Here is an 18,119-nt window from a genome sequence, read left to right as displayed (position 1 = left end):
TGTAGGAACACCTAATAACTATGTCTACTCAAATCCAGACTCAGGATGCCATTCGCACCCTAACCAACGCTTTTGCTCCAATGAACTGCCTGATCATGGCCGCTCGCAAAGGCTGCTTCAGCTTCACCGTGGTCAATGAACACGGTATCGCTCGTCACAGCGAGCGTCTGTACCCCGATCAATACTCCAGCGCCGAACCGCTGCAGGCCGTGATCGAGCGTACCCGTCAGGCACTGGTTGCCTGAAAGCCGGACAGGCTGCAAAAGCAAAGCCCTGCTGAAAAGCGGGGCTTTTTATTGCCTGATATTTCACTTTTAACGCAACGCTTCTAAGCATGTTCCGATCTAACGCCCGGGATGCGATGGCGGAAATATTTTAAAAACAGGCCTTTACAGGCTGAATATGACACTACACTTCAACTCAAGCGGCTTGCCCCGCTTGCGGCGAGCCTGATTCGATCCACTGCTGCCAAAGCCCCTTCAGGACTCGCCCTCAACAATAAGAACCGAGGGTGTTATGGGTATCGCTGCCAGCGAACTGTGCCGCTATGTGATCCGTCCCACATTGATCTATCTGGGACGCCACTGCGCAACCGCCGAATCCCTGCTGCTGGGTATCGCTGCCAGCCAATCCGCCCTCGGCTCTGCCCTGCACGACCGCCGCGGCCACGGCCTCTACCGGATTGCCGAGCATCGCCATCAGGCGCTCTGGGACGATTATCTGGCGCTCGACCCGGAGCGCGCCAGCCTGGTGCGCGGCCTCGCCAGTCAGCATGCATTCCTCAGCGGCCCGCATCTGGAACTGACCGTCAACCTGCGTTACGCCACGGCCATCGCCTGGCTGCTGGTAGAAGAACAGAACCCCATCCTCCCCGCTCCGACCGACCTGCTCGGCATGGCGCGCATCTGGCGCCAGACCTTTCAACCGCAAGGCCGTTTGCGCGACTTCACCTATGCCTGGCAAACCTGTGTTTCACCGTTGAATCAGGTCGCTTGCTGACCGGGCGGTTTCACAAGTTCTCGCAACAAGTCGCCATTTTGGTCGGATTGTCCTACAAAACCGCTCTAACTCAAGGCTTACAAGCTATAGCGCTGGGACGAAAATGTTGGTAATTTTCGCCCCGGTGATCACCAGGAGTTCTAATAATGAAAAAAGTCATGCTCAAAACCACCCTTAGCCTCGCCGTTACCCTTGCCTCCACACAAATCTTCGCGGCAGGTTTTGCCCTCAACGAACAAAGCATCAGTGGGATGGGGACTGGTTTTGCCGGGCGATCTTCTTCTGCCGACGACGCAAGCACTGTTTATGGCAACCCGGCCGGCATGGCGCGCATCAAGCGCGAACAAGTCACCGGCGGCGTCGCCCTGGTCGACGCGCATACCGATATCAGCGATACCAGCTCCAGCCCGAACGGCGGCAGCAACAAGGGCGACATGGTGCCCCTCACTGCCGTACCGATGGGCTTCTATGTAAAACCGATCGATGATCACTGGGCATTCGGCCTCGGTGTGTACGTACCGTTCGGTCTGATCACGGATTACGAAAACGGCTTCGCCGGTCGTTACTTCGGCAGCAAGTCCGAAGTGCAAGTCATCACTTTCCAGCCAACCGTCAGCTACGCCTTCAACGACAAGGTGTCGATCGGTTTCGGCCCGACCATCAACCGCATCGACGGCTCGCTGGAATCCAACCTGTCGATCACCCAGGCACTGCCGGACGGCAAGGTCAAGATCAAGGGTGACGACACCGCGCTGGGCTACAACGTCGGCTTGCTGGTCCAGGCCACCGACACCACCCGTGTCGGCCTGACCTATCACTCCAAGGTCGACTACAAGCTCGAAGGCGACACCAAGGTCAACTACAACGCTCTGGCGCTGGTGGGCGTTGGCGCCAACCAGAAGTACGACGCTTCGTTGAAGATCACCACGCCGGAATCCGTGGACCTGTCGGTCACCCAGGCGATCAACGATCGCTGGAACGTCTACGCCGGCACCACCTGGACCCGCTGGAGCCAACTGGACAAGATCACCGTGAAGAACTCCGGCGTGCAGCCTCTGCTGGCCGGTCAGTTCGGTTCGATCAACGAAGACCAGAACTGGCATGACTCCTGGGCCTATGCCGTGGGTACCTCGTACCAGTTGAACAAGGAATGGGTCCTGCGTACCGGTCTGACCTTCGACCAGTCGCCAACCAATAACGAAGACCGCTCGCCGCGTATCCCGACTGGCGACCGCACCATCTTCAGTATCGGTGCCGGCTGGAGCCCGACCGACGACCTGACCATCGACGTCGCGTACTCGTACCTGAAAGAAGAGTCGGTCAACATCCGCAACGAAAACGCGCGTGGCCAGACTTACGATGCCAAGTATGAAAACTCGGCAAACGGCTTCGGTGTCGGCGCGACATACCGCTTCTGATGCACCGTGGCGAGGCTAACCCCTCGCCCAAGAAAAAGCCCCGCTCTCTTTACAGAGGCGGGGCTTTTTCATGCCTGGGCATCGAACAAACCGGTAGGAGCTGACGAGTGCAACGAGGCTGCGATCTTTTGTTCTTGAATTCGAGGATCAAAAGATCGCAGCCTCGTTGCACTCGTCAGCTCCTACAGGACCATCACAAGGCTTCAGGGCTTCAGCGGTTTGGAGGCAATTGCCTTTTCGATCGCGGCGATAAACTCGGGGTCATCCGGTTTGGTCAAGCTGGAAAAACTCGCCACGACCTTGCCCTGCCGGTCGACCACATACTTGTAGAAGTTCCACTTCGGCGCATTGCTCTGCGCGGCCAGCACCTGAAACAGATGCGTGGCGTCATCGCCGCGGACCTTCTGCGGCTCGGTCATGTTGAAGGTCACGCCATAATTGGCGTAGCAGACCTTGGCGGTTTCCGCGCTGTCCTTGGACTCCTGCTTGAAGTCATTCGACGGCACGCCAAGCATTTCCAGCCCCTGATCCTTATAGCGCTTGTTCAGCGCCTCGAGGCCTTCGAACTGCGGGGCGAAACCGCAGAAGCTGGCGGTATTGACCACCACCAGCGGCTTGTCGGCGTACTGCTTGCACAGATCGATGGATTCCTTGGCGCGCAGCTTGGGCAGCGAGCCTTGCAACAGCTCAGGACAGTCGGCGGCCTGGGCCAGGCCAGTCAACGCCATCAGCAACGCGGGAACAGCACACCAGCGCATCAACATGTCGAATTTCCTTGGGCAGTCATCAGGCTTCGACGTTACTCGCCACGCTGCCATCTAGCAAATGCTCATGCCCAACTGCATCAGCGCCAGACCGCCGCGTTGCCAGCCCCACCACACCAGCGCCAACAGCGCTGCAGCCAGTGCGGTCAGCGCGAATCGCGCGCAGATCCGGCTCATGCTGCGCTCGCCGCAGCTTGCAGGCGCGCCACCGGACGCTCGCGCACCGGCCAGTTCAGCGCCGCCGCGAGCAGGCTCAAGAGAACCGCCACTTGCCAGATCAAGTCATAACTCCCGGTTCGGTCGTACACCACCCCGCCCAGCCAGCCACCAAGGAACGAACCGAGCTGATGGAACAGAAAGACAATGCCACCGAGCATGGACAAATTGCGCACGCCGAACAAGGTTGCCACCGTACCGTTGGTCAACGGCACCGTCGACAGCCACAGGAAGCCCATGGCCATGCCGAACAGATACGCTGTGGTGGTGGTCACCGGCAACCACAGGAACAGCACGATCACCACCGCGCGCAACAGATACAGCGCAGTCAACAGACGCGGTTTGGACATGCGTCCGCCAAGCCAACCAGCGGTGTAAGTGCCGAAGATATTGAACAGCCCGATCAATGCCAGCACCGTGGTGCCGACACTGGCGGGCAGATGCTGATCCACCAGATACGCTGGCAAGTGCACACCGATGAACACCACCTGAAAACCGCAGACAAAAAAGCCGAACGCCAGCAGCCAGAATCCGGAGTGCGAGCAGGCCTCACGCAGCGCTTCGGAAAGAGTCTGTTCATGGCCAAGCACCGGCAGGGGTTTATCCTTGAGCATGCTCACCAGCGGCACAATCATCGCCACCAGCAGGCCCAGCACCAACAGCGCGGCCGACCAGCCGAGCCAGCCGATCAACCCGAGAGTGCCCGGCAACATCGCAAACTGGCCGAACGAACCGGCGGCGCTGGCGATACCCATGCCCATGCTGCGTTTCTCTGGCGGCACAGCGCGACCCACAACACCAAGAATGACCGAAAACGAAGTGCCCGAAAGACCGATACCGATCAGCAGACCGGCACTGAGTGACAGAGTCACTGCCGAATCAGACAGGCCCATGCACACCAGGCCCGCCGCGTAGAGGATCCCACCGACCAGCACCACTTTCGCCGCACCGAAGCGGTCGGCCAGCGCGCCGGTGAACGGCTGCGCCAGGCCCCAGATCAGGTTTTGCAGGGCTATGGCGAAGGCAAACACTTCGCGACCCCAGCCGAACTGCGCGCTCATTGGCGACAGGAACAAGCCGAACCCGTGACGCACGCCCAATGACAACGCCAGGATCAGCGCACTCCCCAGCAACACCCAACCGCACGTACGCCACATCGATGTCATTGTTATTCTCCAGTCGCGGGTATATACCCGCTTGAGCGCGAAGAAACCGGCGTCAGGCCAGTTCGTCGAGCAATTTGAGCAAGGTTTCGCGCTTCTCGGCACCGAGCCGGTCGATCAGCCGCTGTTGCGCCGCCTCCCACGCCGGCAATGCCGCTGCCAGCCGCTGCACGCCGGTTTCAGTGAGGCGCACGATGCGGTTGCGCATGTCCTCGCCTTCGGCCAGCGCCACCAGACCTTCGCCCTCCAGCACACGTAGATTGCGCCCGAGGGTGCTGCGATCCAGGCCCATGGCCTCAGCCAGTTCGGAAATGCTCGGTTGCTCCAGCCGCTGCAGATTGCACAGCAGAGAATACTGGGCAACGTTGATCCCGAAGCCGTCGAGAGCGCCGTCGTAATGCCTGCTGACGCCACGCGCGGCGCGACGCAGGTTGGTGCATAAACACTGAGAAGGAAGCATGATGCGTGTATATACCCGCGAGTGTGTTAAATCAAGTTACAGATCAGTTTACTCTGAACATCATTGTTGCCGGTGAGGCCGCCTTCGCGAGCAGGCTCGCTCCCACAGGGGATTGCATTTCGAAGGTGGGAGCGAGCCTGCTCGCGAAGGGGCCGGCATCATCTACGCAAATCCTTCAGACCAAAGCGAGCCCCACCAACACCCCCATCTCCAGCAATTCCAGCAACGCCCCTGCCGTATCCCCGGTAGCCCCGCCCAACCGCCGCATCATCAATCGCCGCAGCCAGACAAACCCAACCAGCGAAATCAGCACCGCGCCGATACCCGCGATCAACACGCAGCCCAGCGCACTCAACCCCAGCACCCACCACCCCGCTTTGCGCGGCAGATGATCGGCCAGCGCCTGACCCAAGCCACCCGCACGCACATACGGCGTAGTCAGAAACAACCCCAACAGCGCCGCTCGCCCGAGCACCGGGACGATGATCAGCGCCAGGGTATGCCCTTGCTCGATCAGCGCCAGCAGCGCGGCGAATTTCAGCAACAACACCAGCACCAGCGTGACCACCGCGATCGGCCCGCTGCGCGGATCTTTCATGATCGTCAGCGTGCGCTCGCGATCACCGAAGCCGCCGAGCCAGGCATCAGCGCTGTCGGCCAGGCCATCGAGATGCAGCGCGCCGCTGAGCAATACCCACACGGTCAACAACAGCGCCGCATGCAGCAACATCGGCGCGCCGACCAATAACAGATTCAACGCATAGAGGATCAACCCGAACAGCAATCCCACCAGCGGATAAAACAGCAGCGAACGGCCGAGCTGTTGCGGCTCGGGCATGCCCGGCAGGCGAATCGGCAGGCTGCTGAGAAACTGCAAGGCGATCCACAGCGGCAACATCTCAGTGACCTTCCTTGAGCGCGCCATCAGCCTCGACCGTCAGCGCAAACAGCGCGCCGTGGCCGACTTCGACATTGAGCAACTGTTCGCGCGGCAGACCACGTGCCTGCGCGAGCAACAAGCGCATCACGCCGCCGTGGCTGACCAGCAGAATCCGTTCGCCGGCGTAAGCCGCCTGCAACCGCGCGACCGCCGCCAACACCCGCGCGGAAAACGCGCTGACCGGCTCCCCCTGCGGTGGCGTGAAGCCATAGGGATCAGCCCAGAACAGCCCCAGCGCTTCGGCGTCCGTTTCCATCAACGCCGCCGCGCTCTGCCCTTCCCACGCGCCGAAATGCAGCTCTTGCAGATCCTTGTCCAGATGCACGGACAGGTTCAATTGCTCACCGAGTTCGGCGGCGAAGCGCGCACAGCGCTGCAATGGCGAACTGACGATACGATCCCACGGCCCGCCGCCGACCACCGCAGCACGCATCTGCGTCCAGCCGTTTGCGGTCAGCGCATCGTCGAGGCTGCCGCGCAAGCCGCCGCCGAGTTCCGTTTCGCCGTGGCGCAGCAGATCCAGACGCAGACTCATGCCGGGCGATCCGCGACAGCCGCTTCGGCGAACGTCGCCATTTGCCCGTGCAGGTCACAGGCCAGACGCAACAACGGCACCGCCAACGCTGCGCCACTGCCCTCGCCCAAGCGCAGGTCGAGTTCCAGCAACGGTTCGGCGTTCAAGGTTTCCAGCACATGACGATGGCCCGGCTCGGCACCGCGATGGCCGAACAACAGCCACTGGCGACAGGCCGGATTCAAGCGCACTGCGACCAGCGCGGCGACCGTGCAGATAAAGCCGTCAACCAGCACCGCGATGCCTTCCTGCGCGCACGCCAGATAGGCACCAATCAACGCGGCAATCTCGAACCCGCCGAGATTGAACAGTGTCTGCAAGGCATCGCCACGCTGTGCGGCATGCAGCGCCAGCGCGCGTTCGATGACGTGCGCCTTGTGGCTGACGCCAGCGGCATTCAGCCCGGTGCCGGGACCGGTCAGGTGCGCCACCGGGCAATCGAGCAAGGCACAGGCCAGCGCACTGGCCGCCGTGGTATTGCCGATGCCCATCTCGCCGCCGATGAATAACTGGGTGCCGGCGGCTTTCGCGCGCAAGACGCTGTCGCGACCGGCCTGCAAGGCCGATTCGCCCTGCGCCTGAGTCATCGCTGCGCCCTGAGCGAAGTTCGCCGTTCCCGCGCCGATGTTCAGATGGCGCACGCCGGGCAGATTCAGCGTCGGATTCACTGTGCCCAGATCGACCACTTCCAGTTGCGCGCCGAGCTGACGTGCCAGCACGCTGATCGCCGCGCCGCCGCTGACAAAGTTGAGCAGCATCTGCCCGGTGACTTCCTGCGGATAAGCCGATACGCCTTCGGCTACCACGCCATGGTCGCCAGCGAAAATCGCGATCCAGACTTGATCCAGCGTTGGCTTGAGCTGACCTTGCAGACCGGCCAGGTGCACGGCCACCGATTCAAGGCGGCCCAACGAACCGGCCGGTTTGGTCAGTTGCTGCTGGCGCTCGGTCGCTTGCGCGATGATGTCCGAGTTCACGGTTTTGCACGGGTTCAGCCACCAGGTCGGGCTCATAACGCAGGTCCTTTCAAAGTCAGGGGCAGGCCGGCGACGGTCAGGACAACTCGCTGACAACGCTCGGCCAGAGCTTGATGCAGCCAACCGGCTTCATCGACATAGCGGCGAGTCAATTCGCCCAGCGGCACGACACCCATTCCGGTCTCGTTGCTGACAAAAATGATGTCACCCGGCAACGACGCCAGGCAGTCGAGCAGCGCTTCACGCTCGGCGGCGAGACGTTCGGCGTCGTCGAGCATGAGCAGATTGGTCAGCCACAGGGTCAGGCAATCGACCAGCAGGCAGCGCTCGGCGCCGGCGGATTCGCGCAGCACGCGGGCCAGTTCCAGTGGCTCTTCGATCAACGCCCATTCGACCGGGCGGCGCGCGCGGTGATGGGCGACGCGCTGGTTCATTTCGCCGTCGAGCGGTTGGCTGGTGGCGATGTAGGTGACCGCCAGATGGCTGTCGCTGGCGAGTTTTTCCGCCAGACGACTCTTGCCGGAGCGGGCGCCGCCGAGGATCAGTTGGAGCATGGGTTCATCCAAAAATGTGTGGTAAGGCAGCCGCCCCCTTCGCGAGCAGGCTCGCTCCCACGGTTGATCGCAGTTCCCTGTGGGAGCGAGCCTGCTCGCGAAGAGGCCAGTCCAGACAACTCAAATCCCGCAGAGCTGACGCAACAGCCCGGTATCCAGATGCTTCTCCACCAGATCTGCCAGCCGTTCGATATCGCGTTCGCGCAAGCCGTGGTAATCGACCTCTTGTACATCACTCAGCCCGGCCCAGCGCAGCAACGCCGCGCTCGCCTCGGGGGATTCGAACAAGCCATGCAGATAGGTGCCGAACACCTGACCATCAGCACTTTGCGCACCATCGCAACGACCGTCGTCCAAATGTACCGCCGGGTTCTCCAGCGCCGGCCCGCTGGTTACGCCAGCATGTATTTCGTAACCGCTGACTGCGGCGCTTTCCAACGCCAGCCGCCCGCGCACGTTGCGCAATTGCTTCTCGGCTTCGAGTTGCGTTTCGAACGCTAGCAGCCCCAGACCGGCGCTGGAGCCGGCAGCGCCTTCCAGCCCAAGCGGATCGTGTACTTGCTCACCGAGCATCTGCAGACCGCCGCAAATCCCCAGCACCTTGCCGCCGTAGCGCAGATGCCGATTGATCGCAGCGTCCCAGCCGTTGGCGCGCAGATAAGCCAGATCACTGCGCACGCTTTTCGAGCCCGGCAGGATGATCAGGTCGGCGGCGGGAATCGCCTGGCCCGGGCCGACAAATTGCAGATCCACCTGCGGATGCAGACGCAGCGGGTCGAAGTCGGTGTGATTGCTGATGCGCGGCAGCACCGGCACCACCACTTTCAATACCTGCTCGGCCTTGTCGGCCTGGCGTTGGTCGATGCCGTCCTCGGCCTCAAGGTGCAGGTCCATCACGTAGGGCAACACGCCGACCACCGGTTTGCCGGTGCGCTGCTCCAGCCAGTCGAGGCCCGGTTGCAACAAGGCGATATCGCCGCGAAAGCGGTTGATGATGAAGCCTTTGACCCTCGCCTGTTCGCTCGGCGAGAGCAATTCCAGCGTGCCGACCAAATGCGCAAACACGCCGCCGCGATTGATGTCGGCGATCAGCAAAACCGGGCAATCCACCGCCTCGGCAAAGCCCATGTTGGCAATGTCGCCGGCGCGCAGATTGATCTCCGCCGGCGAACCGGCGCCTTCGACCATTACCAACGAGTACGCAGCGCTGAGTCGCTCGTGCGAGGCGAGCACCGCTTGCATCGCGATGGCCTTGTAATCGTGATAGGCAACGGCGTTCATCGTCGTCACCGCGCGGCCATGAATGATGACTTGCGCGCCGGTGTCGCTGTTGGGTTTGAGCAGCACCGGGTTCATGTCGGTGTGGGGTTCGAGAAAGGCCGCTTGCGCCTGCACTGCCTGCGCGCGGCCGATCTCGCCGCCGTCAGCGGTCACTGCGCTGTTGAGCGCCATGTTCTGCGGCTTGAACGGCACCACCGCCACGCCCTGGCGGGTGGCCCAGCGGCACAACGCCGTCACCAAAGTGCTTTTGCCGGCATCAGATGTGGTGCCTTGCACCATCAGAGTGGTCATGGGTGGTCCTTGGCGAATGCTTGCAAAGCCTGTTCGAGACGCAGCGCTTGCGCGGCATCCGCTGGCAGGCCGAAACGCACACTGCTGTTGTGGCTGAACAGGCGCAGGAGGATGCCGCGCCGGGCGAGGAATTCGTGCAGCGCTTCGGCGTGCTCGGTGATCAGCCACTGAAACAGCGCGCAGCCACCCTGCGGTGCAAAACCGCAACGGGTCAGCAGGGCCACCAGCCGTTCGCTCGCTTCATCGCTGCGAATCCGCTGACGGGTGTGACCCTCGGTGTCTTGCAGGCACGCCGTACCGAGTACCCGCGTCGGCCCGCTCACCGCCCACGGCCCGACCTGTTCGGCGAGCAGTTTGAGCAACTTGCGCTCGGCCAGAACGAAACCGAGGCGCACCCCGGCCAGACCGAAAAACTTGCCGAACGAACGCAACACCACCAGCCCGACCTGATGCGCATAGGGCGCCAGGCTCAGTTGCGGCGTGTTGTCCATAAACGCTTCGTCGACCACCAGCCAGCCGCCGCGTTGCGCCAGCCGCGCATGCCAGTCGAGCAGGCGTGCCGGGGTCAGGCTGAGGCCGGTCGGATTGTTCGGATTGACCACCACCAATACATCGAGGCTGTCGAGAAAGAACTCGACTTCCTGCTCGAGCACTTCACGGACGATGTAACCGCTGCGCCGCCAGGCTTCGGCATGCTCGGCATAGCACGGCGACAACACGCCGACCTTGCCGGCCCGGCGCAGACGCGGCAGCAACTGGATGGCCATTTGCGAGCCGGCCACCGGCAACACCTGCGCGGCGCCGTAGTAATCGCAGGCGGCCTGTTCCAGACCGTCGTCGGTTTCCGGCAAGCGCGCCCAGGCGCGCAGCGGGATCTCCGGGATCGGGAACGGCCACGGCGCGAGGCCGCTGGACAGGTCGAGCCAGTCGGCTTCGGCAATCCCGTAATCGAGTGCAGCCTTGCGCAACCGGCCACCGTGCTCAAGCATAAAATTCCGCCCCCAGGCAAAGCATCAGCAGCCATAACCATACGCCGCGCTGGACCAATTGCCAGCCACGGTCAATGGAATCGGCATCCGCCGGCGCACCTTCGCCCAGTTGTGGGCGCTCATGCAGTTCGCCGTGATAGATCGCCGGTCCACCCAACTCGACGCCGAGCGCACCGGCACCGGCCGCCATCACCGGGCCGGCGTTAGGGCTGTCCCACTGCGGCGCTTGGGTGCGCCAGCACTTCAGCGCGAGGCGGGTCTTGCCCAGTAGCGCGTAGGTCAACGCCACCAGACGCGCAGGAATGTAGTTCAACACGTCGTCGATTTTCGCCGCCGCCCAGCCGAAACGTTCAAAGCGTTCGTTGCGATAACCCCACATCGCATCAAGGGTATTGCTCAAGCGATACAGGACCACGCCCGGCGCGCCGGCGACGGCAAACCAGAACAGCGCAGCGAACACCGCATCGCTGCCGTTCTCCAGCACCGATTCAGTGGCGGCACGGGCCACGGCAGTGCTGTCGAGTTCATCGGTCTGGCGGCTGACCAGATAACCGACACGCTTGCGCGCCTCGTCCAGATCATCGGCGCGCAACGCAGCCGCGACCGGCGCGACATGTTCGCCGAGGCTGCGCATGCCGAGGGCGCAATACAGCGCGAGAATCTCGACAATCCAGCCCACATAGGGCGCCCAGGAAAATGCGGTGGCGAGCAGAGTCAGCGGCAGCACCGCGAGCACCCACGCGGTCACACCATGGCTGCGCCAGCCACGGCCGCCGGCGTTGAAGCGTTGCTCGATGCGCCCGGCAAAATTGCCGAACGCCACCAGCGGATGCCAGCGTTTCGGTTCACCAAGCAGCGCATCCAGCGCTACTGCGGCGACACTCAGCAACGCCACACTCATTGACTCACTCCCCAATAATTTTCGTACAGCAACTCGTTGAGCGGCCGCGCCTGCGCCCAGCCTTCAAGTACCAGCATCGGCGCCGGATAGAATTCCTTGACCGGGCCGAGACACAACACCGCCAGCGGCTTGGCACCGGCCGGCAACTTGAGCAAATCCGCCAAGGCTTGCGGTTCGAACAACGAAACCCAGCCCATGCCCAGGCCTTCGGCGCGGGAGGCCAGCCACAGATTCTGGATCGCGCAGGACAGCGAGGCCATGTCCATTTCCGGCAACGTGCGCCGACCGAAGATGTGTTTTTCGCGATCGTCCATCAGCGCTGCGACCAACACTTCGGCGCAATCGTTGATGCCTTCGACCTTGAGTTGCATGAACTCATCGCTGCGCTCGCCAAGGGCTTCGGCGGTGCGGATGCGCTCTTCTTCCACCAGATCGCGGATCTGCCCGCGCAGAGCACGATCGCTGATACGAATGAAGCGCCAGGGCTGCATCAGGCCGACGCTCGGCGCTTGATGAGCGGCTTCAAGCAGACGACGCAGCAACTGCGGCTCGACGCTGCCGCCGGTGAAGTGGCGCATGTCGCGGCGCTCGGCGATGGCCTTGTAGACCGCTGCGCGTTCGGCTTCGGAGAATGTGTTGTCGGTCATGGCCCCATCGCTGGCAAGCCAGCTCCCACAGGAGATCGCATTTCTTCAGGAAGCTCACCATTCACTGTGGGAGCGAGCTTGCTCGCGAAGCCGGCCTCACTGTCTGGCGCAAACAATGCCGCAATCGCAGTCGGATTCGATGGGAAATAAAAGTGCACGTACGACGCCGTCATCCGCCCCTCGCGATAAACCGCCTCAGCGCCGCGCCCGCCATTGGGACTCAGCCCACGGGCAATCGGCGTCAGCTCTGTGGTGGTCAGGGAATGATGATAGGTATGCCCACGCAACTCCCCTTCCGGCAATTCAACCGCCTGCAACGCCAGCGCCGCCAGACGCTTCTGCATCACCGCCTCGCCCTTGAGCAAACCGACCAGCTCAGCACGGGTGCCTTCCACGTCGGTCAGCGAATCAAGCAGATAAAGCATGCCGCCACACTCGGCGAGCAACGGCTTGCCCGCCGCATGGTGCGCGCGGATCGCCGCCAGCATCGAGGCGTTTTGCGCCAGCGCGACGTGATGCAACTCTGGATAGCCGCCCGGCAGATACAGGCTGTCCGCCTCGGGCAATTGCGTGTCGCGGATCGGCGAGAAGAAGCGCAATTCGGCGCCCATCGCCCGCAGCAGATCGAGACTGGCGCCATAGGTGAAGGCAAAGGCTTCATCGCGGGCAACGGCGATGCGCACACCTTTTAATAGAGGCTCGGCGGCGATGATCTCAGGCGCGGCGAATTCTACGGCGGGTGGCAGCGCGACCTCGCAACTGCTGGCCAGCGCATCGGCGGCCGCGTCGAGGCGCAGATCCAGATCATTCAATTCGCTGGCCTGAACCAGGCCGAGGTGGCGGCTCGGCAATTCGATACCGGTTTCGCGGGACAGCGCACCGTACCAGCGCAGACCTTCGGTGAGGCTGCCTTCGAGCAATTGCGCATGGCGCAAGGTGCCGACGCGGTTGGCCAGCACGCCAGCGAACGGCAAGTCCGGCTGATACTTGGCCAGGCCCAGCGCCAAGGCGCCAAAGGTCTGCGCCATGGCGGTGCCGTCGATCACGCCGAGCACCGGCACACCGAAGTGGCGCGCCAGATCAGCGCTGGATGGCGTGCCGTCGAACAGGCCCATCACGCCCTCGATCAGAATCAGGTCAGCCTCGGCGGCGGCTTCCCACAACAGCCGGCGACTTTCCTGCTCGCCGACCATCCACATGTCCAGTTGATACACCGGCGCACCGCTGGCGCGCTCGAGGATCATCGGATCGAGAAAGTCCGGGCCGCATTTGAATACGCGCACCTTGCGCCCCTGATTGCGATGCAAACGGGCGAGTGCGGCGGTGACGGTGGTCTTGCCCTGACCGGAGGCCGGCGCGGCGATCAACACCGCCGGGCAGTGACGTGGTTGCTTCAAAGTTCGACGCCTTTCTGCGCTTTGATCCCGGCCTGAAAGGCGTGCTTGAGCATGCCCATCTCGGTAACCGTGTCGCCCATCTCGATCATTTCCGGCTTGGCGCCGCGACCGGTGACCACCACGTGCTGCATCGGCGGGCGCGCTTGCAAATCGCTGAGCACCTGATCGAGATCGAGGTAGCCGTGCTTGAGGGCGATGTTCAATTCATCGAGCACCACCAGACCGATCGAAGGGTCGCGCAACAATTCACGCGAGACTTCCCAAGCGGCGGTCGCAGCGGCGATGTCGCGCTGACGATCCTGGGTTTCCCAGGTGAAGCCTTCGCCCATGACGTGGAAACGCACCTGCTCGGGGAAGCGGCGGAAAAACAATTCTTCGCCGGTGCTGTTGCGGCCCTTGATGAACTGCACAACGCCGCACTGCATGCCGTGGCCCATCGCGCGGGCGAGCATGCCGAACGCCGAGCTGCTCTTGCCTTTGCCATTGCCGGTCAGCACCAGCACCAGGCCACATTCGTCGGGCGAGCTGGCAATGCGTTCGTCGATCACGGCTTTCTTGCGCTGCATGCGCGCCAGATGGCGTTCGTCACGCTCGGGGGAATCAGTCATGGGGGAGCTCTCCGTTGAGGCTGGATAACGGCGGGCAGGAACAAGAATAGACGGCAAAAAGCCTGGCATCGCCCACCGTGATGCCGCTGAGATGGATCAGGCCGGTCTCCGGGCTCATGAGCGGCGTTTCGCCGGACTGCGCGCCTTCCCGCTTCTTTCGAGGCAGTGGCTCAAGGCGCAGTTTTCACTCATTTACCGTTGCGGGGGCAGCGCCGGGATCGTCGTGGCTTCGCTTGAAGACCACCCTCACCGGCTTCCCTGTTTCACTCTGTCGACGCGGGGCCACAGAGCACCTGAAACAAGCGGCGAAGGTTAGAGGGTTGGGGGTGGAGCGTCAATTGAAGAGGCGCTTTGCGCGCGAATAACTGCCGCTGATCCATTGTGCAGCGGCAATCTTGTGCCAGACTGCGACAAGTGATATCAAAGAGCCATGCTTTTCCCGAAAAGCCCATTACAACAATAAGGATGACGACGATGCAAGGCATGATCATCAGCAACCCGCGCCTGGAATTTCTGCGCCCGGTGCTGGAACGCTGGTTTGACTGTATCGATCGCTACAACACTGTACGCGGCGACAACGACACGCCGTACTGGCACGACGAGAAAGCCAATCTCGGCCTGCTCGCGGCAGCGGCGTGGATGGCTGAAATGGTCACGCTGAACGACACGGCCACGCGCAAACAGAACGAAGAAGGCGAACGCAATGCTCGCGCCGACCTGCTGATTGCCGGCGCCGAAGACCGCGCGTTCATTCAGGCCACGCAACGCTGGCCACGGGTCAACAACCTCAACCTGACCCAGGCCCTGCTCGACATCACCGTTGATGCCAAGCGCATCAGCTACGCCAGCGATCTCAAGCTCGGCTGCCTCTTTGTTGCTCCGCAAAAACCTCAGCACAGCGCCAGCCCCGAAGAATTGCAGGACATGGTCGACGACCTGCAAAAGGAACACACCTGCGCCGTGGCCTGGTATTTCCCCTACGCCTATCGCAAATTGCACAGCGACGCGGGCAACTATCATCCGGGCATCGCCGTGCTGTTCAAGGAAGCCCGCGGTTGAGCAGTTGAACCATCGGGCCTGCGCCCTCCTCTATGTTTAGGAATGCATTCATAGGGAAGATCAGCAATGCGCAAGGCCCAACTCGCTCTTATCATCGCCGTCGCTGGCGGGCTCGCCGCCTGCGGTGAAACCTCCAGCCTGCAAGTCTCCGACGGCACCGGCCCGTCGCCGAAACTGCCCGAACCGAACAAGACGCTGATCCCGACAGTCAACATCGCCCCGGCGGTGGGCTGGCCGGACGGCGCGAAACCGACCGCAGCGGCCGGCACCCAGGTCGCCGCGTTTGCCGAAGGTCTTGATCACCCGCGCTGGCTCTACGTGCTGCCCAACGGCGATGTGCTGGTGGCGGAGACCAATGCGCCGCCCAAGCCCGATGACAGCAAAGGCATTCGTGGCTGGGTGATGAAGAAAGTCATGGGCAAGGCCGGCGCCGGCGTGCCCAGCCCGAACCGCATCACCCTGCTGCGTGATGCCGACCACGACGGCGTCGCAGAAACCCGCACGGTGTTCCTGCAGAACCTCAACTCGCCGTTTGGCATGACGCTCGTCGGCAATGATTTGTATGTGGCCGACACCGACCGCCTGCTGCGCTTCAACTACGAGCCGGGCGCCACCGAGATCAAGACCCAACCGATCAAAGTCGTCGACTTGCCCGGCGGCACGCTGAATCACCACTGGACCAAAAACGTCATCGCCAGCAAGGACGGCAACAAGCTCTACGTCACCGTCGGCTCGAATAGTAACGTCGGCGAAAACGGCCTGGATCAGGAAGAAGGCCGCGCGGCGATCTGGGAAGTGGATCGTGCGACCGGCAATCACCGGATCTTCGCTTCGGGCATTCGCAACCCCAACGGCCTCGCCTGGGAACCTACCAGCGGCGCATTGTGGACAGCAGTCAACGAGCGTGACGAAATCGGCAGCGATCTGGTGCCGGACTACATCACCTCGGTCAAGGACGGCGGCTTCTATGGCTGGCCGTTCAGCTACTACGGCCAGCACGTCGATGTGCGGGTCAAACCGCAGAATCCTGATCTGGTGGCCAAGGCCATCGCTCCGGATTACGCGGTCGGTCCGCACACCGCTTCGCTGGGCCTGACCTTCGCCGAGGGCAACCGCTTGCCGGCGCAATTCAAGGAAGGCGCATTCATTGGCCAGCACGGCTCGTGGAACCGCAAACCGCACAGTGGCTACAAAGTGATTTTCGTGCCGTTCAGTGGTGGCAAACCGACCGGGCAGCCGGTGGATGTGCTGACCGGCTTCCTCGACAAGGACGAGAACGCGCTGGGCCGCCCAGTTGGCGTGGTCATCGATCAGCAAGGTAGCTTGCTGGTGGCGGATGATGTCGGGAACAAAATTTGGCGCGTTTCGGCCAGCAATTAAGCTAAGCGCAACGCAAAAAAAGTGGGAGCGAGCCTGCTCGCGAAGCGGTGTATCAGTCAAATCATTGTCGACTGACACTCCGCCTTCGCGAGCAGGCTCGCTCCCACATTTAGTTATGCATACGCACTAGGGGTTATGCGCCAGCTGCCCCGGCTGCAACACCCGCTTGGCGCTCAGATACGCCTTCTGCCAATACGCCTTCGACAGGCTATCGAGCTTGACCGTGCCGCCCGTGGCCGGCGCATGCACGAAGCGCCCCTCGCCGACGTAAATCCCCGCATGACTGACCTGCGAGCCGCCATTGGTGGCGAAGAAAATCAGGTCGCCGGTCTGCAAGCCTTCCTTGCCGACATTCGGCGCCTGCATGACGATCATTTCGCGGGTCGAGCGTGGCAGCGAAATTCCCGCCGCGTCGCGGTAGACAAACCCGATCAGACCACTGCAATCAAAGCCCGAATCTGGCGTGTTGCCGCCCCAGCGATACGGCGTACCGACCAGGCCGAGGGCACGGAACAGCACGTCTTCAGCAACGGGGGAAAAAGCCTGGGAGGGAGCGAACACGATCGGCGCGCGAACCACAGGGGCTGGCGGCGGTGTACGGCTGGCGCAGGCGCTGAGCAGCGCGGCGCAAAGGATCAAGGTGAGGCGGGCCGACATCGTCATAAGCAGAACATCCTGATCTGGCTGCGGCTTTCTCTGCCGAATGGACAGAAACAAAACTGCCTGCGTCATCACGCAGGCGGTTTGCCATCAATATAGATTCAGGATTCTAGCGGCTACGCGGCAAACTTCAAGTAAGACTTTAACTTCACCTTGTAAAGTTTAGGTCTACTCCGTTGCCGTGCCGTTTTGTCGCCGCGAACGCAGCGACATGCAGGTTACTTGCGAGCGGTGACCACGGTCGGCGCCATGGCGAGTGCACGCTTGGCTTCGATGAAGGTCTTGCTCCAGTAGCTGTCACCCAGGCTGTCGATGCGAACACCGCCGCTGCGACGACTGCTGGAGTGAATGAACTGGTTGTCACCCAGGTAGATGCCGGCGTGACTGACACGACCGCGACGACCATTGGTGGCGAAGAACAGCAGATCACCCGGCTCAAGGTTGCTGCGCGAAACCAGGGGCGCATCAACGTTGATCATTTCGCGAGTGGAGCGCGGCAGGTTCATGCCCGCCTCTTCGCGGAACAGGTAACCGATGAAACCGCTGCAATCGAAGCCGGCTTCAGAGGTACCGCCGAAGCGGTAACGAGTACCGATCAGGGACATACCGCGTTCGAGGATGCTGTCAGCCAGTACAGGAAGCTGATAAGGCTTGCTGCCGTTGAACTGGTTGAGTTCTTTTTCGGTGTCCAGCTCTTCCTGGTAAATAACGGAAGACTGGGCGGTAGCAGAATTCTTGACCTGTTGCGGCGGCTCTTGAACCGGAGAATGAGCAGCACAACCGAATAACAGGGTAACGAGTGCGAGAGGCACGAGGGGTGCGAAGCGCTTTAGCATGGGCA

General features: G+C 62.2%; 21 protein-coding genes and 1 riboswitch. Of the genes, 5 read left to right on the top strand and 16 right to left on the bottom strand.

Annotated features, from left to right (window positions below; all coding sequences use genetic code 11):
• Positions 1-20: 20 nt before the first annotated feature.
• From AC0Z5Z_RS14130 to AC0Z5Z_RS14120, 3 genes are all read left to right on the top strand, one after another.
• Positions 21-245 (top strand): hypothetical protein, encoded by a 225-nt coding sequence (locus tag AC0Z5Z_RS14130; RefSeq protein ID WP_016773719.1) that lies wholly within the window; start codon positions 21-23, stop codon positions 243-245.
• Between the two features lie 271 nt (positions 246-516).
• Positions 517-999 (top strand): hypothetical protein, encoded by a 483-nt coding sequence (locus AC0Z5Z_RS14125; RefSeq protein WP_073472662.1) that lies wholly within the window; start codon positions 517-519, stop codon positions 997-999.
• 146 nt (positions 1,000-1,145) lie between these two features.
• The gene (locus tag AC0Z5Z_RS14120; RefSeq protein WP_056783953.1) at positions 1,146-2,417 is read left to right on the top strand and encodes an OmpP1/FadL family transporter; all 1,272 of its coding nucleotides are present in this window, start codon (positions 1,146-1,148) and stop codon (positions 2,415-2,417) included.
• A gap of 203 nt (positions 2,418-2,620) precedes the next feature.
• On the opposite strand, the gene AC0Z5Z_RS14115 is transcribed toward AC0Z5Z_RS14120, so the two are convergent.
• The 14 genes from AC0Z5Z_RS14115 to cobO form a co-directional block, all read right to left on the bottom strand.
• The gene (locus tag AC0Z5Z_RS14115) at positions 2,621-3,181 is read right to left on the bottom strand and encodes a glutathione peroxidase (protein WP_041479535.1); all 561 of its coding nucleotides are present in this window, start codon (positions 3,179-3,181) and stop codon (positions 2,621-2,623) included.
• Positions 3,182-3,235: 54 nt separating this feature from the next.
• Complete coding sequence (locus AC0Z5Z_RS14110; RefSeq protein WP_256584315.1) at positions 3,236-3,358, bottom strand: hypothetical protein; 123 nt, start codon at positions 3,356-3,358, stop codon at positions 3,236-3,238.
• The gene (locus tag AC0Z5Z_RS14105) at positions 3,355-4,563 is read right to left on the bottom strand and encodes an MFS transporter (RefSeq protein WP_056783951.1); all 1,209 of its coding nucleotides are present in this window, start codon (positions 4,561-4,563) and stop codon (positions 3,355-3,357) included. Before AC0Z5Z_RS14105 ends, AC0Z5Z_RS14110 begins: the two co-directional genes overlap by 4 nt.
• 52 nt (positions 4,564-4,615) lie before the next feature.
• Positions 4,616-5,020: a MarR family winged helix-turn-helix transcriptional regulator gene (locus AC0Z5Z_RS14100; RefSeq protein WP_016773714.1), complete on the bottom strand. Its 405-nt coding sequence runs from the start codon at positions 5,018-5,020 to the stop codon at positions 4,616-4,618.
• 175 nt (positions 5,021-5,195) lie between these two features.
• Complete coding sequence (locus tag AC0Z5Z_RS14095; RefSeq protein WP_252887529.1) at positions 5,196-5,918, bottom strand: adenosylcobinamide-GDP ribazoletransferase; 723 nt, start codon at positions 5,916-5,918, stop codon at positions 5,196-5,198.
• Position 5,919: 1 nt separating this feature from the next.
• Positions 5,920-6,495: an alpha-ribazole phosphatase family protein gene (cobC, locus tag AC0Z5Z_RS14090; protein WP_236169118.1), complete on the bottom strand. Its 576-nt coding sequence runs from the start codon at positions 6,493-6,495 to the stop codon at positions 5,920-5,922.
• Positions 6,492-7,547, bottom strand: coding sequence for a nicotinate-nucleotide--dimethylbenzimidazole phosphoribosyltransferase (gene cobT / locus AC0Z5Z_RS14085; RefSeq protein ID WP_485611224.1), 1,056 nt, complete (start codon positions 7,545-7,547; stop codon positions 6,492-6,494). The genes cobC and cobT overlap by 4 nt, the downstream gene beginning before the upstream one ends.
• Positions 7,544-8,065, bottom strand: coding sequence for a bifunctional adenosylcobinamide kinase/adenosylcobinamide-phosphate guanylyltransferase (gene cobU, locus AC0Z5Z_RS14080; protein ID WP_485611223.1), 522 nt, complete (start codon positions 8,063-8,065; stop codon positions 7,544-7,546). Before cobU ends, cobT begins: the two co-directional genes overlap by 4 nt.
• 120 nt (positions 8,066-8,185) lie before the next feature.
• Entirely contained in the window at positions 8,186-9,637 is a 1,452-nt protein-coding gene (locus AC0Z5Z_RS14075) for a cobyric acid synthase (RefSeq protein WP_485611222.1), read from the bottom strand.
• Complete coding sequence (cobD, locus tag AC0Z5Z_RS14070) at positions 9,634-10,626, bottom strand: threonine-phosphate decarboxylase CobD (RefSeq protein WP_041479542.1); 993 nt, start codon at positions 10,624-10,626, stop codon at positions 9,634-9,636. Before cobD ends, AC0Z5Z_RS14075 begins: the two co-directional genes overlap by 4 nt.
• Positions 10,619-11,527 (bottom strand): adenosylcobinamide-phosphate synthase CbiB, encoded by a 909-nt coding sequence (cbiB, locus tag AC0Z5Z_RS14065; protein WP_056783933.1) that lies wholly within the window; start codon positions 11,525-11,527, stop codon positions 10,619-10,621. The genes cobD and cbiB overlap by 8 nt, the downstream gene beginning before the upstream one ends.
• Positions 11,524-12,174, bottom strand: coding sequence for a 5,6-dimethylbenzimidazole synthase (gene bluB, locus AC0Z5Z_RS14060; RefSeq protein ID WP_024012169.1), 651 nt, complete (start codon positions 12,172-12,174; stop codon positions 11,524-11,526). The genes cbiB and bluB overlap by 4 nt, the downstream gene beginning before the upstream one ends.
• Entirely contained in the window at positions 12,171-13,571 is a 1,401-nt protein-coding gene (locus AC0Z5Z_RS14055) for a cobyrinic acid a,c-diamide synthase CobB (RefSeq protein WP_095180759.1), read from the bottom strand. The genes bluB and AC0Z5Z_RS14055 overlap by 4 nt, the downstream gene beginning before the upstream one ends.
• Positions 13,568-14,179, bottom strand: coding sequence for a cob(I)yrinic acid a,c-diamide adenosyltransferase (gene cobO, locus AC0Z5Z_RS14050; protein WP_150636720.1), 612 nt, complete (start codon positions 14,177-14,179; stop codon positions 13,568-13,570). Before cobO ends, AC0Z5Z_RS14055 begins: the two co-directional genes overlap by 4 nt.
• An 82-nt stretch (positions 14,180-14,261) precedes the next feature.
• A riboswitch (cobalamin riboswitch) is annotated at positions 14,262-14,491 on the bottom strand.
• A gap of 162 nt (positions 14,492-14,653) precedes the next feature.
• On the opposite strand from cobO, the gene AC0Z5Z_RS14045 reads away from it, so the two are divergent.
• Complete coding sequence (locus AC0Z5Z_RS14045) at positions 14,654-15,238, top strand: hypothetical protein (protein WP_073472682.1); 585 nt, start codon at positions 14,654-14,656, stop codon at positions 15,236-15,238.
• Between the two features lie 66 nt (positions 15,239-15,304).
• Positions 15,305-16,618 carry a PQQ-dependent sugar dehydrogenase gene (locus tag AC0Z5Z_RS14040; protein WP_252879674.1) on the top strand — a complete coding sequence of 438 codons (1,314 nt, stop codon included), beginning with the start codon at positions 15,305-15,307 and terminating at the stop codon, positions 16,616-16,618.
• Positions 16,619-16,744: 126 nt separating this feature from the next.
• On the opposite strand, the gene AC0Z5Z_RS14035 is transcribed toward AC0Z5Z_RS14040, so the two are convergent.
• Positions 16,745-17,281 carry a C40 family peptidase gene (locus AC0Z5Z_RS14035; RefSeq protein WP_041479547.1) on the bottom strand — a complete coding sequence of 179 codons (537 nt, stop codon included), beginning with the start codon at positions 17,279-17,281 and terminating at the stop codon, positions 16,745-16,747.
• Positions 17,282-17,496: 215 nt separating this feature from the next.
• Positions 17,497-18,114, bottom strand: a complete 618-nt coding sequence (locus AC0Z5Z_RS14030) for a C40 family peptidase (protein WP_016773699.1) — start codon at positions 18,112-18,114, stop codon at positions 17,497-17,499.
• Positions 18,115-18,119: the final 5 nt, after the last annotated feature.

The sequence above is a fragment of the Pseudomonas sp. 1L-E-NC-VB-C3 genome (assembly GCF_057291535.1).
The sequence above is the reverse complement of the archived record's forward strand: the minus strand, read 5'-3'. Positions and strand labels throughout refer to the sequence as shown.